At 64.7% G+C, this 15,561-nt stretch carries 15 protein-coding genes and 1 pseudogene; 8 read left to right on the top strand and 8 right to left on the bottom strand.

Annotated elements, in window-relative coordinates:
- From purF to JWR89_RS08105, 3 genes are all read left to right on the top strand, one after another.
- Positions 1-1,471 (top strand): amidophosphoribosyltransferase (gene purF, locus JWR89_RS08115; protein WP_299714087.1); only part of this gene is annotated, 1,471 nt, incomplete at its 5' end.
- Between the two features lie 174 nt (positions 1,472-1,645).
- Complete coding sequence (locus JWR89_RS08110) at positions 1,646-2,386, top strand: SDR family NAD(P)-dependent oxidoreductase (RefSeq protein ID WP_299714084.1); 741 nt, start codon at positions 1,646-1,648, stop codon at positions 2,384-2,386.
- Between the two features lie 227 nt (positions 2,387-2,613).
- Positions 2,614-3,747 carry a hypothetical protein gene (locus JWR89_RS08105; protein ID WP_299714081.1) on the top strand — a complete coding sequence of 378 codons (1,134 nt, stop codon included), beginning with the start codon at positions 2,614-2,616 and terminating at the stop codon, positions 3,745-3,747.
- 51 nt (positions 3,748-3,798) lie between these two features.
- Here JWR89_RS08105 and JWR89_RS08100 read toward each other — a convergent pair whose 3' ends face one another.
- Entirely contained in the window at positions 3,799-4,851 is a 1,053-nt protein-coding gene (locus tag JWR89_RS08100; RefSeq protein ID WP_299714078.1) for an AraC family transcriptional regulator, read from the bottom strand.
- Between the two features lie 86 nt (positions 4,852-4,937).
- Between JWR89_RS08100 and JWR89_RS08095 the strand changes: the two genes are divergently transcribed.
- The 4 genes from JWR89_RS08095 to JWR89_RS08080 all read left to right on the top strand — a co-directional run bounded on the left by JWR89_RS08095 (position 4,938) and on the right by JWR89_RS08080 (position 7,928).
- Positions 4,938-5,321 (top strand): hypothetical protein, encoded by a 384-nt coding sequence (locus tag JWR89_RS08095; protein ID WP_299714075.1) that lies wholly within the window; start codon positions 4,938-4,940, stop codon positions 5,319-5,321.
- Positions 5,318-6,109, top strand: coding sequence for a methanethiol S-methyltransferase (gene mddA, locus JWR89_RS08090; protein ID WP_299714072.1), 792 nt, complete (start codon positions 5,318-5,320; stop codon positions 6,107-6,109). Before JWR89_RS08095 ends, mddA begins: the two co-directional genes overlap by 4 nt.
- Positions 6,110-6,278: 169 nt before the next feature.
- Complete coding sequence (locus JWR89_RS08085; protein ID WP_299714069.1) at positions 6,279-6,488, top strand: hypothetical protein; 210 nt, start codon at positions 6,279-6,281, stop codon at positions 6,486-6,488.
- Between the two features lie 213 nt (positions 6,489-6,701).
- Entirely contained in the window at positions 6,702-7,928 is a 1,227-nt protein-coding gene (locus JWR89_RS08080) for an ABC transporter substrate-binding protein (protein ID WP_299714066.1), read from the top strand.
- Positions 7,929-8,025: 97 nt separating this feature from the next.
- Here the strand turns inward: JWR89_RS08080 and der are convergent, their stop codons facing one another.
- The 7 genes from der to JWR89_RS08045 all read right to left on the bottom strand — a co-directional run bounded on the left by der (position 8,026) and on the right by JWR89_RS08045 (position 15,232).
- On the bottom strand, positions 8,026-9,414 hold the full coding sequence (der, locus tag JWR89_RS08075; RefSeq protein WP_299714063.1) for a ribosome biogenesis GTPase Der: 1,389 nt from the start codon (positions 9,412-9,414) through the stop codon (positions 8,026-8,028).
- 59 nt (positions 9,415-9,473) lie between these two features.
- The gene (locus tag JWR89_RS08070; RefSeq protein WP_299714060.1) at positions 9,474-10,013 is read right to left on the bottom strand and encodes a hypothetical protein; all 540 of its coding nucleotides are present in this window, start codon (positions 10,011-10,013) and stop codon (positions 9,474-9,476) included.
- 31 nt (positions 10,014-10,044) lie between these two features.
- Positions 10,045-10,698, bottom strand: a complete 654-nt coding sequence (locus tag JWR89_RS08065) for a tetratricopeptide repeat protein (RefSeq protein ID WP_299714057.1) — start codon at positions 10,696-10,698, stop codon at positions 10,045-10,047.
- Positions 10,699-10,874: 176 nt separating this feature from the next.
- Complete coding sequence (locus JWR89_RS08060) at positions 10,875-13,184, bottom strand: hypothetical protein (RefSeq protein WP_299714054.1); 2,310 nt, start codon at positions 13,182-13,184, stop codon at positions 10,875-10,877.
- 285 nt (positions 13,185-13,469) lie between these two features.
- Entirely contained in the window at positions 13,470-13,721 is a 252-nt protein-coding gene (locus tag JWR89_RS08055) for a hypothetical protein (RefSeq protein WP_299714053.1), read from the bottom strand.
- Between the two features lie 76 nt (positions 13,722-13,797).
- Positions 13,798-14,646 carry a 3-methyl-2-oxobutanoate hydroxymethyltransferase gene (panB, locus tag JWR89_RS08050; RefSeq protein WP_299714050.1) on the bottom strand — a complete coding sequence of 283 codons (849 nt, stop codon included), beginning with the start codon at positions 14,644-14,646 and terminating at the stop codon, positions 13,798-13,800.
- A gap of 1 nt (position 14,647) precedes the next feature.
- Positions 14,648-15,232, bottom strand: a complete 585-nt coding sequence (locus tag JWR89_RS08045; RefSeq protein WP_299714047.1) for an NnrU family protein — start codon at positions 15,230-15,232, stop codon at positions 14,648-14,650.
- Between the two features lie 133 nt (positions 15,233-15,365).
- On the opposite strand from JWR89_RS08045, the pseudogene JWR89_RS08040 reads away from it, so the two are divergent.
- Positions 15,366-15,561: pseudogene (locus JWR89_RS08040) on the top strand (hypothetical protein); the annotation flags it as partial.

Genomic DNA, 15,561 nt, shown 5'->3' with positions numbered 1-15,561 from the left:
ACCAGACCATCATCACAACTTCCGCGACGACGATCTCGATGGCGACATGCTGCGCGAGAAGTGCGGCGTGTTCGGCATCTTCAACCATCCCGACGCCGCCGCCATCACCGCGCTCGGGCTGCACGCTTTGCAGCACCGCGGCCAGGAAGCCGCCGGCATCGTCTCCTTCGACCGCGGCCGCTTCCATTCCGAACGCCGCCTCGGCCTGGTCGGCGACACCTTCTCCCGCCGCGAAGTGATCGAGCGCCTGCCCGGCACCGCCGCCGTCGGCCACACCCGCTACTCCACGACAGGCGAAACCATTCTGCGCAATGTGCAGCCGCTGTTCGCCGAGCTCAATGCCGGCGGTTTTGCGGTCGCCCATAACGGCAACCTGACCAACGGCCTGACCCTGCGCCGCGAGCTGGTGAAGAACGGCTCGATGATGCAGTCGACCACCGACACCGAGGTGATCCTGCATCTGGTCGCGCATTCCAAGCGCAACCGCTTCATCGACCGCTACATCGAGGCGCTGCGCGCCATCGAGGGCGCCTATGCGCTGGTGTCGCTGACCAACAAGAAGCTGGTCGGCGCCCGCGATCCGCTCGGCATCCGCCCGCTGGTGCTGGGCGATCTCGACGGCTCGCCGATCCTGGCCTCGGAGACCTGTGCGCTCGACATCATCGGCGCCAAGTATGTGCGCGATATCGAGCCCGGCGAAGTCATCGTGTTCGACGAGCACGGCGTACAGAGCCACAAGCCGTTCGCGCCGCAGCCGCCGCGCCCGTGCATCTTCGAATACATCTATTTCGCCCGGCCCGACTCCATTGTCGGCGGCCGTTCGGTCTATGACGTCCGCAAGGCGATGGGCGCGCAGCTCGCGCGCGAGACCCATGTCGAAGCCGACGTCATCGTCCCGGTCCCCGACTCCGGTGTCCCCGCCGCGCTCGGCTATTCCCGGGAGTCCGGTATCCCGTTCGAACTCGGCATCATCCGCAACCACTATGTCGGCCGCACCTTCATCCAGCCGACCCAGAGCGTGCGCGAGCTCGGCGTGCGCATGAAGCATTCGGCAAATCGCGCCGCCATCGAAGGCAAGCGCATCGTGCTGATCGATGACAGCCTGGTGCGCGGCACCACCTCGAAGAAGATCGTCAAGATGATGCGCGACGCCGGCGCCCGCGAAGTCCACTTCCGCATCGCCTCGCCGCCGATCACCCATCCCGACTATTACGGCATCGACACGCCCGACCGCACCGGCCTGCTCGCCGCCACCCATTCGCTCGAAGAGATGTGCGAGTTGATCGGCGCCGACTCGCTGGCCTTCGTCTCGGTCGATGGCATCTATCGCGCCATGGGCGAGCCCGGTCGCAACCCCGCGCAACCGAAATTCGCCGACCACTGCTTCACCGGCGACTACCCTACCCCGCTCACCGACATGCACGAGATCGAAGCGCCAAGGCAGCTCTCGTTGCTGGCGGAAGCGAGCTGAGACAAACGCCGCTGTCGTCCCCGCGAAAGCGGGGACCCATAGCCTCCGTGCGTTTTGTGTCTCACGCGATTAGACACGGGCGCCATTCCGCATCATAACCCTCGGCGTGTATGGGTCCCCGATCTGCGTGCGCCTGTTGGCGCACTTGTCGGGGACGACCCCTGAGAGTTGCCCATGACCCTTCCCCTCGCCTCCCGCATTGCTCTCGTCACCGGCGCCTCGCGCGGCATTGGTCGTGCCACCGCGCTGGCGCTGGCCCAGGCCGGCGCCCACATCGTCGCAGTGGCGCGCACGCAGGGCGCGCTTGAAGAACTCGACGACGCCATCCGCGCCCTCGGCGGCAGCGCCACGCTGGTGCCGCTCAACGTCACCGATTCCGACGGCATCGCTCGGCTCGGCGCCGCGCTCAACGAGCGCCACGGCAAGCTCGACATCCTGATCGGCAATGCCGGCGTCGCCGGCCCCTCCTCGCCGCTCGGCCATATCGAGCTGAAGCCATGGGCCGATACCATGGCGGTGAACGTCACCGCCAACTTCCAGCTAATCCGCTGCATGGAGCCGCTGCTGCGGCTGTCCGACGCCGGCCGCGCGGTGTTCATCACCTCGGGCAGCGCCAGCAAGGCGCCGGCCTATCGTGGCCCCTACGCCGCGTCCAAGGCCGCGCTCGAAGCGCTGGTGCGCGTCTGGGCGGCGGAGACCGCGACCACGCCGATTCGCGCCAACCTGTTCAACCCCGGCCCCGTCCGCACCCGGATGCGCGCCACCGTGATGCCCGGCGAGGATCCCGCGACGCTGGACACCCCAGAGCAGATCGCGGAGCTGATCCTGCCGCTGTGCCTGCCGTCGTGGACGGAAACCGGTAAGCTCTACGACTACAAGGCGCGTCGCGTGATGGACTTTCATCCGCCTTCCTGAGACGCAAATTCCACCGTCGTCATCCTGAGGCGATCGCCCGCAGGGCGAGCCTCGAAGGATGCGGCCACGAGCGCTTGCGGCTATCCTTCGAGGCGCGCAAGTGCGCGCACTCAGGATGACGGCGGAGTTGCTGTGTCGCACTGCGTCGCACAATTGACTTCACGGCGTGCCGGTACTTCACTCCCTGCCAAGCGGGCCAACCCGCAACGACAATCAGGGAGGCTGCCATGATGCCAATGTCGAGGCGTGGCCATTTGCTGGGATTGATCGCCTGCAATACGCTCGCATGGGTCGTGATCGCCATCACCGCGATCAGCGCATCTGCTGCCGACATCCCGCGCTTCGAGGTGGATGCGTCGTGGCCGAAGCCGCTGCCAAACAACTGGATACTCGGCCAGGTCGGCGGCATTACTACCGACGCGCAGGGCCATATCTGGGTGATCCACCGGCCGCGCTCGCTGACCGATGACGAGAAGGGTGCGAGCCTCACGCCGCCGCGTTCGAAATGCTGCGTGTCGGCGCCGCCGGTGCTCGAATTCGATTCCGACGGCAACCTGCTGCGCTCGTGGGGCGGCCCCGGCGAGGGCTACGAATGGGTCGGCCGCGAGCACGGTATCGAGGTCGACGAGAAAGGTTTCGTCTGGGTCGGCGGCAATCTAGACAACGACAACGCGATCCTGAAATTCACCACCGACGGCAAGTTCGTGATGCAGATCGGCTCGATCGCGCCGAGCAAGGGCAGCAACGATACCACCCAGCTTGGCAAGCCCGCCGAGACCGCGCTCGACAAGGACGCCGGCGAAATCTACGTCGCCGACGGCTACGGCAATCGCCGCGTCATCGTATTCGACTCCACCACCGGCGCGTACAAGCGGCACTGGGGCGCGTATGGCAACAAGCCCAACGACGACAAACAAGCGGCGTACGATCCGAAGGCGCCGGTGTCGCAGCAGTTCGGCAATCCCGTGCATTGCGTCAAGATCGCCAATGACGGCCTGGTCTATGTCTGCGACCGCATCAACAACCGCGTCCAGGTGTTCAAGAAGGACGGTAGCTTCGTGAAGGAGTGGTTCTTCGAGAAGAACACGCTGGGCAACGGCGCGGTGTGGGATCTCGCGCTGTGGCCCGATCCGAAGCAGACGTGGCTGCTGACGGCGGATGGCGAGAACAACGAGATTCGCATCCTCAACCGCGACGACGGCAGCGTGGTCGGCACGTTCGGCCGTAACGGCCGCAGCGCCGGCCAGTTTCACTGGATCCACGCCATGGCCATCGACGCCAAGGGCAGCGTCTACACGGCCGAGGTGGATACCGGAAAACGAATCCAGAAGTTCAAGCTGGTATCGGACGCGCTGAAGTAGCCGACACGATAGGCAGTCGGTGTGGGATGGACGAGCGTCGCTGCTGCACGATCAGCCGGACGATGAATCCCGCCGCATCGGCGTGGGGTATGGCGGCGCCGACCGCGCACCGTCGCGCCAGCGGCCCGGCGCTATTCCGGTGACGCGCTTGAATGCGCGATTGAACGCGGCTTCGGAGTCGTAGCCGACGTCGTTGGCGATCACGGCGAGATTGTCGGTCCCGGTCCGCATGCGCTCCGCCGCCAGTTGCATCCGCCAGCTCGTCACATATTCGATTGGGGCCTGGCCCAGCACCTCGTTGAACCGTTCGGCGAGCACTGTGCGCGACGTGCCGGCCTCGCGCGCGAGGTCGTCCACGGTCCAGCGACGGCCGGGATTACCGTGCACCTGTCGCATCGCCCGCCCGAGCAAAGGGTCGTTCAGCGCCGCGAACCAGCCCTGCGCGCTTTCCGGCAAGCTGGCTGCGTAGCGGCGCAACACCTCGACGAACAGCAATTCCATCAGGCGGCCGAGCATGATTTCGCTGCCCGGCGTAGCATCGGTCGTCAGAGTTAGAATCTCGCGCACCGTGGTCGTGAGCAGCGCACTGACCTTGTCGTCGCCGGTGCGATCGATCAGCAGCGGCGGCAAGGTCCGGAACACCGGCGAATACAATAGCTCCGACGATTCGATGAACCCGCAGACCATACGGGTTTCCTGACCGCCGCCGCCGTGCGTGATGTTCCACATTCCAGACAACGGACCGGCGCGCACCAGGTCCATGGCCGAACTCAGTTCGCCGCCCTCGCCGCTGGAAAATGTGTGCGCGTCGGCGAACGGCATCAGCAGAATGTCGCCGGCACGAATGGTCTCGCGCTGGCCGCTGGCCAGTTCAACCGTGCATTCGCCGGCGGAAATCAGATGGAAGATGCTGACATGGCGCAAATGCGCCATGGGCGTGCGCTCGTCGAAATGCCTGGGGCTGATGAGACCGAACGGCTCGGTCAGGCTGGCGCTGAGAAACACCGAGCCACTGAGCCGTATCGAGCGCAGCATTTCCGCGAGCACGTCCCCGCCGCGATCGACATCCGGCGTCGCTGCAAATGATTGCGGTGTCTCGACCATGTGAGGTCCTGAACCTCCGATCATCGGCCGCAGTCTGACAAACGCAGGTCACGCTGCAGCAGCGAAGTGTACCGTTGGAGAGTGTCATGATCAAGGAACGGCTGACCCGGGTCGCCAATCGAGGTTTCGGCCTTATCGCGGCCGTACTGATGCGGCGGTCCGTCGCATGGCTGGCACGCATCAATGAAAGTTCCCTGCGCGAGGTCGGGCTGTCACGCGCGGCTATGGCTGATTTCCTGCAGACGCCGCTCAATACCGATGCCGGGCAATTTTTTGCCGCACGGAACGAGCCGGAAGAACCGCCGGTCACCGTCATGACAGCGGCGCCGGGCGTCGCCCTGCGATCTCCTGGCGCGCCTGAACACTTTCTCGCCGGTCAGCTGGATGCGCGAGATGGTCCGTCGCCGCGCCGCGACCACCGACAACCCTCATCGAAATCGAGAACTGACCTAGCAAAGGAAATGTCATGACCCGCATATCGGCTCTTCTGTACGGCTTCGCGTCTTACACAGTATTCTTCGTCACCATTCTGTACGCCATCGGCTTCGTCGACGGGATGATGGTACCGAAAGACATCGACACCGGGACGCTGGCGCCGTGGCCCGAAGCCGCACTCGTCAATCTCGCGCTGATGTCGCTGTTCGCCATCCAGCACAGCGTAATGGCGCGGAAGCCGTTCAAGCAGTGGTTGACGCAATACATCTCGCCGTCGATCGAGCGCAGCACCTACGTGCTGCTGGCAAGTCTCGTCTTGCTGCTGCTGTTCTGGCAGTGGCGGCCGATGCCAGGCGTGATCTGGCAGATTGACCATCCGCAGATCGCGGCGGCCGTCACCGCGCTGTCGATGCTCGGCTGGGTGATCGTGTTCACCAGCACGTTCCTGATCAACCATTTCGAGTTGTTCGGCGTGCAGCAGGTGGTCGATAACTTCGCCGGACGCGATGCCGCGGCGCCGCGCTTTCGGACACCGTTCTACTACAACTTCGTGCGGCATCCGATCTATCTCGGCTTCATCATTGCGTTCTGGGCGACACCGACGATGACCGTGGGCCACCTGCTGTTCGCGGCGGTGACGACGGCTTACATCTTCGTCGGCATTTTCCTCGAAGAGCGCGACCTCGTCGATCTGTTCGGCGACGACTACCGCCGGTATCGGGATCGCGTGGCGATGATCGTTCCGTGGCGGCGGTCGGTTGAGCCGGAGCAAAAAGACTTCGACGGCGCCGAGCGGACGAGCGGCGAAGCGCGGGCCCGCTGATCGCGCATTGATCGCGAAGGGTGCGGCCATTCGCGCACCCTTCGCATCGACGTGATCGAACCCAAATCGAGGTCCACAGACCTACCATTTCCATCCGCGGCATCGAGCAATGATCCGATGTCGATTCCCAGCGCCTTGTGCGTCGCGCGGGAAGGTTCGGAGCGCCAACATGTGGAAATCAACGATTACGGTGGTGCTGGCGACGATCGGCGTTTTCGCCATCGTCCTGACCGCGACCGCCATGCTGATCGATGCATCGGCAGTCGAACCTTCGGCGATCCGCAACCACTCCGTGCCGGGGAGTTGTCGCCCGCACCCCAAGGTGAACACCGGAAAACGCATCCAGAATTTCCGACTGGTCTCCGACGCCCTGAAGTAGTGCGGTTGCGTCACGGGACAACAGCGGCCGGTTGCCGTCCCGACTCCCCCCACCGAAAGTAGTCACCTCACGACACTATGGCCGGTGGCCTTGCATGCTATCCTGCCTCCGTCACCCGCGCCCAAGACGCAGGGACATGGACGAATCGCCAACCAACCGGTGCCGCGCCCTGCCGCCCAAGACGGCACGCTGTGCCAAAACCGAGGGACACACATGAGGACAACTTTCTCTGGCTGCACCGCCATGGCTATCGCGGCTGCCGGCCTCGCATGGTCCGCGCCGGTTCAGGCCCAGGACAAGACCGTCAAAATCGGCGTGCTCAACGACATGTCGAGCCTGTATGCCGATATCGGCGGGCCCAACTCCGTGATCGCCGCCAAGATGGCGGTGCAGGATTCCGGGCTGCTCGACAAGGGCTGGAAGATCGAGGTGCTGAGCGGCGATCACCAGAACAAGCCGGACGTCGGCGTCAACATCGCGCGACAGTGGATCGATGTCGACAAGCTGGATGCGGTGGTCGATACGCCGAACTCCGGCGTTGCGCTGGCAGTCAGCAATCTGGTGAAGGAGAAAAACTCGGTCCTGATCAATTCCGGCGGCGCCAGCGCCGACCTGACCGGCAAGGCCTGCACGCCGAACACCATCTCGGTGACCTATGACACCTACATGCTGGCGCACGGCACCGGCAACGCGCTGACCAAGGCCGGCGGCAACAGCTGGTTCTTCCTCACGGCGGATTACGCGTTCGGCGCCGCGCTGGAGCGCGACACCGCCGCCGTCGTCACCGCGGATGGCGGCAAGGTGGTCGGCGGCGTCAAGCATCCGATCAACAGCTCGGACTTCTCCTCGTTCCTGCTGCAGGCGCAGGCGTCGAAAGCCAAGGTTGTCGGCCTCGCCAATGCCGGCGGCGATACCACCAATGCGATCAAGCAGGCCTCCGAATTCGGCATCGTGGCCGGCGGCCAGAAGCTCGCGGCGCTGCTGCTGTTCATCAACGACGTGCATTCGCTAGGCCTGAAGACCGCCCAGGGCCTGTCGTTCACGGAATCGTTCTACTGGGACATGAACGACAACACCCGGACGTGGTCGAAACGCTTTTCGGCGCAGACCAAGACCGGCTCAATGCCGTCGATGACCGTCGCAGGCCTGTATTCGGGAATTCTGCACTACCTGAAGACGCTCGAGGCGATGGGCGGCAATCCGCACGACGGCGCCAAGGTCGTCGCCAAGATGAAGGAACTCCCCACCGACGACGTGCTGTTCGGCAAGAGCACGATCCGCGCCGACGGCCGCAAGATGCTGACGGCCTATCTGTTCGAGGTGAAGAAGCCCGAAGAATCGAAGTATCCGTGGGATTACTACAAGACCATCGCCACCATCTCGCCGGAGGACGCAGCCCGCCCGCTGTCGCAAAGCGAGTGCCCGCTGATCAAGAAGTGACCGGCGCCTGAGAAGCTACACTCGTGGCAGCGGCGCGCTTTGAGGAGCGCGCCGCTGCCGAATTCGCAGCCACCGTTCGACGCAGCGCGCTCGGCACCTACCGCGTCGGCCGCTTGCGCTTGTGCGCGAACGGGTTGGCCTTCTCGCGCAGCGTGATGCGGATCGGCGTACCCGGCAGGTCGAAGAAGGTGCGCATCGAGTTGACGAGGTAGCGCAGATAGGATTCCGGCACCGCGTCGGCGCGCGAACAGAACACGATGAAGCTCGGAGGACGCGCCTTGGCCTGGGTCGCGTAGTTCAGTTTGAGGCGGCGTCCCGACACCGCCGGCGGCGGGTTGGCATCGACGGCCTGCTCGAACCAGCGGTTCAGCGACGCGGTGGGGACGCGGCGATTCCAGACCGAATAGGATTCCTCGATCGCCTTCATCAGCTTGTCGATCCCCTCACCCATCAGGCCGGAGATCGCCACAATCGGCACGCCCTTGACCTGCGGCAACATGTGATCGACGTCGGTGCGCAGTTCCGTGACCAGGTTGGCCTTCTGCCCCATCAGGTCCCACTTGTTGACGGCCACCACCAGCGCGCGGCCCTCGCGCTCGATCAGGTTGGCGATGCGCAGGTCCTGTTCCTCGAACTTGGTCTGCGAGTCCATCATCAGCACGACGACTTCGGCGAAACGGATCGCGCGCAACGCATCGGCCACCGACAGTTTTTCCAGCTTCTCCTCGATGCGCGAGCGGCGGCGCAGGCCGGCGGTGTCGAAGATGCGGAATTCGCGGCCCTTGTAGTTGACCTCGACGGAAATGGAGTCGCGCGTGGTGCCCGCCTCGGCGGACGTCAGCAGCCGCTCTTCGCCGAGCAGATGATTGATGGTGGTGGACTTGCCGGCGTTGGGCCGGCCGACGATGGCGACGCGGATCGGCCGCTTGGCGATGTCTTCCTCGGACTCGATGATGTCGTCGTCGTCGAACTCTTCGACGTCCGCCGGCGGCTCCGGCATGATGTCGCGCAAGGAGTCGTAGAGATCGCTGAGGCCCTCGCCGTGCTCGGCGGAAATCTGGATCGGCTCACCGAGACCCAAAGCGTAGGATTCCATCGCGCCCAGTTCGCCGTGCTTGCCCTCGCTCTTGTTGGCGACCAGCACCACTGGCTTGTTGGCGCGGCGCGCGAAGTCGGCGAAGGCGCGGTCGTTCGGGGTGAGACCCGCGCGGGCGTCGATCACAAAGAACAGCGCGTCGGCGAGCCCGATGGCGGTCTCGGTCTGCTCCTGCATCCGCGCCGTCAGCGAGCCCTTCGGGCCCTCATCGAGGCCGGCGGTGTCGATCAGGGTGAATTCGAGGTCGCCGAGCTTGCCTTCGCCCTCGCGGCGATCGCGGGTGACCCCGGGGGTGTCGTCGACGAGTGCGAGCTTCTGTCCGACCAGACGGTTGAACAGCGTGGATTTGCCGACGTTGGGTCGGCCGATAATGGCAATGGTGAAAGACATGGTGTTCCGTGCGCCCTTTAGCGGACGCATGTCAATGCAAGCAGCCGAAAACGGCTAACTCAGCGTGTGAAGGTGCCCGATGGCACCGGGGCGGGGAATGCCGAGCCGGGCTGTGCCTGCTGCGCGGGCGCGGCCTGCGGCGCTGCGGACTGGTCCGGCGGCGGTGCCGTGGTGCGGCGGCGGGTGATCTTGCCCTTCGGTGCGGGCGGCGCGGCATTGGTGCCGCCCTCGTCCACCGGTCCGGCATCGGGATCGGCCGGGGTCTCTGCCGCCGGCGCGCTGCGCACCGCACCGACATTCACATTGGCGCGGCTCTTGGCTTTGCGGCCCTTGGGCTCCTCAGCCGGCGCCGCGGCGACGGGCGCCTGGGGGGCCTGCTCGGTCTGGGCGCCGCGATACAACTCGCGCGGCACGCCCTGCTGAAGGCCGGGGACGCCTTCCGGGAACACCGGCTTGCGGTCGCCCGGCAGCTTCTTCTTGGTGTCGAGGAAGTCGAGCAGATCGGAGGGATCCCAGCCGGTCATGCTGCCGCAGCCGGTCAACGCGCTGGACAGCGCGATCAGGACGGCGGCGGATACGAGGCGTTGTATGGGGCGCATGGACGGCTTCTCACTCAACTCGGAATTCAGGTCAGCTTTTGGCAGCCGGCGGCAGCAGCGCCTGCAACGCCTCGGCGCGGGTGCGCAGGCTGGCCGGAGTCTCGCCGTCATTGGCGATCATGTCGATCCACTGCCGCGTCGCCGCGGCGTTGTTAGCGCGCCAGGCCGACAGCGCCAGCAATTCACGGGCGGAATGGCGATAGGTGCCGATATTGGTGGTGGCCGGCTCCAGCCGCGCCAGCAGCGCGTCATAGGGCACGGTTTCCAGCAGCAGCCCGGCGGCTCGGATCTTGGCCAGGTCCTGCTCGGTAGCGCCGACGCTGCGGTCGGCCGAGATCTCGTCATACATCTTCACGGCGGCCTGCGGATCGCGCGAAACGGCTTCCGACGCCGCGCGCAGCCGCGCCAGCGTGCGGTAGCCCGCGGGCGCCTCGGCGGCGAGCTTGCTGAAAGCGGCTTCCGCCTCGGCATGCTTGTTCTGCTCGGAAAGGTCGGCGGCGCGGTCGAACGCCGCACCGGCCTCGGCGGACTTCTTGGCTTCGAGATAGGAGTAGCCGCGCCAGCCACCGACGCCCGCGACGATCAGAATCGCCACGGCGATGATCAGCAGTGAATAGCGGTCCCACAGCTTCTTGAGCTGTTCGCGGCGCAGGTCTTCGTCAACTTCACTAAATAATTCAGACACTTAAAGCTATCCCGTCCCCGATTGACCGCGCTCAGCCCGAGCGGCGCCGGAACCTGGCGTTTCCGGTATGGCGGCGGCGATACCCTAGCGTTATGGCGACGGCAAGGCAAAGCCAGCGCGATCAAGGCTTTGCCAGCCGTACTTCACGTCCGGCGGCCGGAATCCCGCGTCCAGGCCTATTTGAGCAAGGCGCCGATCTTGCCGATCGTGGTCGATGGCAGGAAGTTGGGGTCCTTGACGATGTCCATGGCCTCTTTCCGGGTCAGGGCGCTGCGGCGTGTGATATTGCGCTCGCCATTGCCGACGTTCCACGCGCTCTCCCACAGCAAGGCAAGCAAATGCGTGCCGTCCTGCATGGCGCGGATGGTCTTTTGTCCGTAGGCCGCCCACAGCGCGTCGGTCGCCGCCTTGCCGCCTTTACCAACGTCGATGTAGGTCTGCACCATCTTGGCGGGCGGCATCAATTTGAAGACGCTACGCATCATCTTGATGGTCTCCACGGCGGCCTCGCGGCCCGTCCCGATCAACTCCGCCTTTTTCACCTTGGCGGTCTGCTTGAGCCCGTTGAGGATATCGACGCGATGGGCGAACACCATCTTGTCCTCATAGGCCGAATGAATGCCCTGCCCCGACGGCCGCATTTCGCTCTGCCCTGCCTTCTTGCCCGAACTGAATACATGCTCGATCGGCCGCAGCGGGTCGCCGTCGTGAAGATATGAAATATGCAGCGGCTGACAGGCGTCGGCGACATAGTGCGCCAGCACGCCCGCGGCGCAGACAAATTTCTCCGCTTCGCCATCTCCGGCAAAAGCGCACATCTCGTCGAATATCTGCCAGACCCGAAACGGCAGCAGGCCCCTGCGGTCTTCCTTGATCGGTTCGCCGCTGAGCAGATCGGTGACGCCGTCGTAATAGGCGGACCATTTTTTGGGATCGATATTGGCCGGGTTTTTGGTCAGATCGAGCAGCGTTTTGCCATCAGGACCTTCCTGATCCATGTCGGCGAAGTGGTTGGAGCCCTCGAGCGGGCGCGCAAAACCCTGCTTTGCCACCCGCGGCTTCCAGAAGAAGTCCGGCACGTCGGCCAACGGTACGAACTCCTGGCTTCCCATTCCGCTGAACTCGCCCTTCTGCAACGTGCCTTCGTCATGGCTGACGATCCGCGCATTGTTCTCCATCAGCGACTTCAGTTTCGGGAAGTTGCCCGACAGCGCGACCAGTGTACGCGCCGCGATCGAGAAGTGACCGAGCGCGCCCCAGGTGTCGTCCTGGTCGATATTCCAGTCCCGGACCGGATCGACTTCCAGGATAGCGCAGACCCGCGACATCAGCGTCGCCAGCGCGAAGCTTTGCGGCGGCGCCTTGTCGGCGGAGTACAGCATGTTACGGCCCCACTGCAGCGCCAGCGGCAGGCACTGGTCACCGGTGGGCGTCGCCGTGCCGGCGGGCTTGGCCGGCTCGAGCATCCACATCGTGCCGGAATCGCCGGGATGGGTGGCGAACTTCGGCAACGGCGCCTGCCGGCTGACTTGCCCCGACGTGCGCGGCCCGATGAACAGATCGGCCACATATTCGAAGCCCCCGCCGGTCTTGTAGCGATAGAACAGGCCGTGGATTTCGCCGAACATCGTGCCGCTGGCCGCACCGACGCCGCGAACCTGGCAGCCGACCAGCGAGAGCGACAGGTTGACGCTGGAGAAATCCGCCATCGGGCCAACGGCGCCGAGTCCGCGGACCTTGGTAGTCCAGTTTGCGATGTCGTCGATGTCGATCAGGCCGATATCGAGATTGATGTAGGTGTCCTGCACGGTGAAGTTTGGATAGATCGTGGAGAACGGCAGCCGTGTCAGTTGTTTGGCCGAGGCAACGCCGATCCGCTCGGTGGCGCCGTTCAGCACCGAGCTGACGACCTCGCCCGCTTCGCCGGTGACGTGGCGATTGGTGAGCGCGAAGATCTTGTGGCCGTCACTGACCAGGCACCCGACGGTCGCGGCGTAAGGCTGGCCCTGAACATTGGCGATGATCGCGCTGCCGGGTCCGATGTTGTTGATCGGATAGTTGTAGTCCCGCGCCTCGACCGGCGTGATCGATTCCTTCGGCGCTTCCAAGACGCAGATCGGAACCCGCGAGCCGTCCGGCATGAAGACGGTTTTCTGCAGCATGTCCGAGGGACGCGACGCGAACTGCCGCGGGTCTTCCCACTGCGACACGAAAACCAGGATGCACGGCCATGAATAGGGCCGCACCTCGGAATTATCCAGCCGGCGCGGACCGCTGTCATGACGCTGCCGCCGGTCATTGGGCCAACTGTCGGACTTGCGAATACGGTATCGGCCGATCGCCGTGGCGACCACGTTGGGGTGGCGCATCAGGTGAATATGAAACAGGTCGCGCGCCTCGATCAGGTTGCGCAGCGACAGATGCGCAAAATCATTGTCGGCGCTTTGATAGTTCGCCAGGTCAATCTGAGGCTGCACATGCACCATGGAGGTCTCCTCCGAAAAGGATGGTCGGTCTGGGCGAGCGGGGAAGATTGGGTAAATGCCGGGCGCGATGGCGCCACGCTAGTCGCGGATGAAATCAAACTTATGAAATGGGACGACGGCCAATTGACCTGTCGAATTCACCACGAAACGGCCGCACCCACAAGGCGCAATTGTCCACTACGCACGTCTAAGACGTGCGCCGCTCGATTGCGAGCAATCCAGCTAGAGGGCTTTTCGGACCTTCTGTAGCGCAACGAACCGCGGACCCAGGAATGCTCGCACAGCTCAGCCGCCAAAGCCGCCGCCGCTGCGCCCATTGGCGTTTTCGTTGGCGCTGTTGGAGCCGGACGCCGAATTAGCACTGTTGCCGCCGAGCGCCGCGTTGCCCATGGTGTCATTGAGCGGGTTGGCGGGCGGACGCGGCTGATAGGCCCGCGGTTCGGTCCGGTAGTGCTTCTTAAGGGCCGGTTCAGCCTGAGCAAACGAGGTTCCGAAGGCGACGGCGGCGATCACCGCCACTCCCAATATTTTCTTCATCGTTGAATCCTTTTGCGGTCGGTCAGGAGCTTACACCACGCACCGCCGCCTATTCCTTCACGGCTACGTTAGCGCCTCAGCCCTTCGGCTTGCCGCCGTAGACATGTTCCGGGCCCGGGAACACGCGGGCACGGACGTCGGTGGCGTAACCCTCGATGGCCGCCTCGATCATCGGGCCGAGATTGCCGTAGCGCTTGACGAATTTCGGCACTTTCGCCGACAGGCCGAGCATGTCCTCCAGCACCAGCACCTGGCCATCGCAGGCAGCGGACGCGCCAATGCCGATGGTCGGGATCGCAATGGTCTCGGTGATTTTTCGCGCCAAGGGTTCGGCCACTGCTTCAATGACGACGGAGAACGCGCCGGCCTGCGCGACGGCAATGGCGTCGTTCTGGATCGGCCCGGGCTGGTTGTCGCCGGCGGCCAGCGCTTCCGATTCGGCGCGGCCCTGCGAGCGGAACGAGCCGAGCGCATTGATCGACTGCGGCGTGAGGCCAATGTGCGCCATCACGGGAATGCCGCGTTCGGTGAGAAACGCGATGGTTTCCGCCATCCGCACGCCGCCTTCCAGCTTCACCGCGCCGCAATGCGTCTCCTTCAGAATCCGCACCGCCGCATGAAACGCCTGCTCCTTCGAACCCTCATAGGAGCCGAACGGCATATCGACCACCACCAGCGCATGCTGCGAGCCGCGCATCACCGCATGACCCTGCAGGATCATCATTTCCAGCGTCACCGGAATCGTGGTCTCGAAACCGTGCATCACATTGCCCAGGGAGTCGCCGACCAGGATAACGTCGCAATAGCGATCGACCAGCGCGGCCGTATGCGCGTGATACGACGTCAGCATCACGATCGGCTCGCCATTCTTGCGCGCGAGAATATCCGGCGCGGTCTTGCGCTTGATCGCCGACTGAACTGACATCTCAGGCTCCGAACACGGGAACGCCGATCACCACCGGATGGAAGGCGAAGCCGAGCGCGAGATAGGCGACGATGCCGACCGCCACCGCGATGGCGTCGTTGCCGGGGCCGCCGACCGGGATCGGCGGGCCGCCGGGATCGGTGCGGCGCTTCAGCGAGATGCGGTCCACCACCGCCCAGGCGAGAAACGCGCCGAACAGGATGATCGAGCCGAGGTCGCCATTGGACAACAGATGCGCCGCCGCCCACAGCTTTACCGCGGTCAACATCGGGTGCTTCACCGTGGTGTAGATGCGGCCGCGGAGATAGGCCGCGACGACGAGAATGACCGCCGGCAGCATCAGGGCCACCGTGATGTGCCTCATCGCGTGCGGCGGCGTCCAGACATCGATCCAGCCGTTGGCGCGGTAGTTGGCAAAACCCCAGACGATCAGCGCCAGGCCGATGGCAGCAATCAGCGCGTAGCCGAGCTTATAGAGGCTCTCGCCGGAACGCGCGATCAGCTCGCTGCGCAATTCGCGTTGGGTGGAAATCAGGTGGACGCCCAGGAACAGCGCCAGACCAAGGATCATCACGCTCAGGCCCATGATGTGCTCCCTGCCGGCAGGCGGCTTGCCCGTGCCGCATTTTGAACTATGGTCCCGCCGGCCGGTGCCAAAATGGCGCGGCCAAGAAGCCTGCGGAACGGCTTCCGGTACCACTTTTCAGGGGATGGGCGCAATGCGGCGGAACGACAGGAGATGGGCACGCCAGTGGCGGCTGGCGGTAACGATGCTGCTGTGGCTGCCCGGCGCCGCGCTGGCGCAAGCGCAACCGTCCGCCGTCTGGCCGCCGAAACTGGTGCGCATCATCGTGCCGTTCGGGCCGGGCTCGTCGCCCGACATCGTCGGCCGCCTGCTCGCCGACAGTCTGCAGG

This window comes from Tardiphaga sp., assembly GCF_028290785.1.
GTDB lineage: Bacteria > Pseudomonadota > Alphaproteobacteria > Rhizobiales > Xanthobacteraceae > Tardiphaga.
Note: the sequence above shows the minus strand (reverse complement) of the source record. Positions and strands in the feature narration are given on the sequence as shown.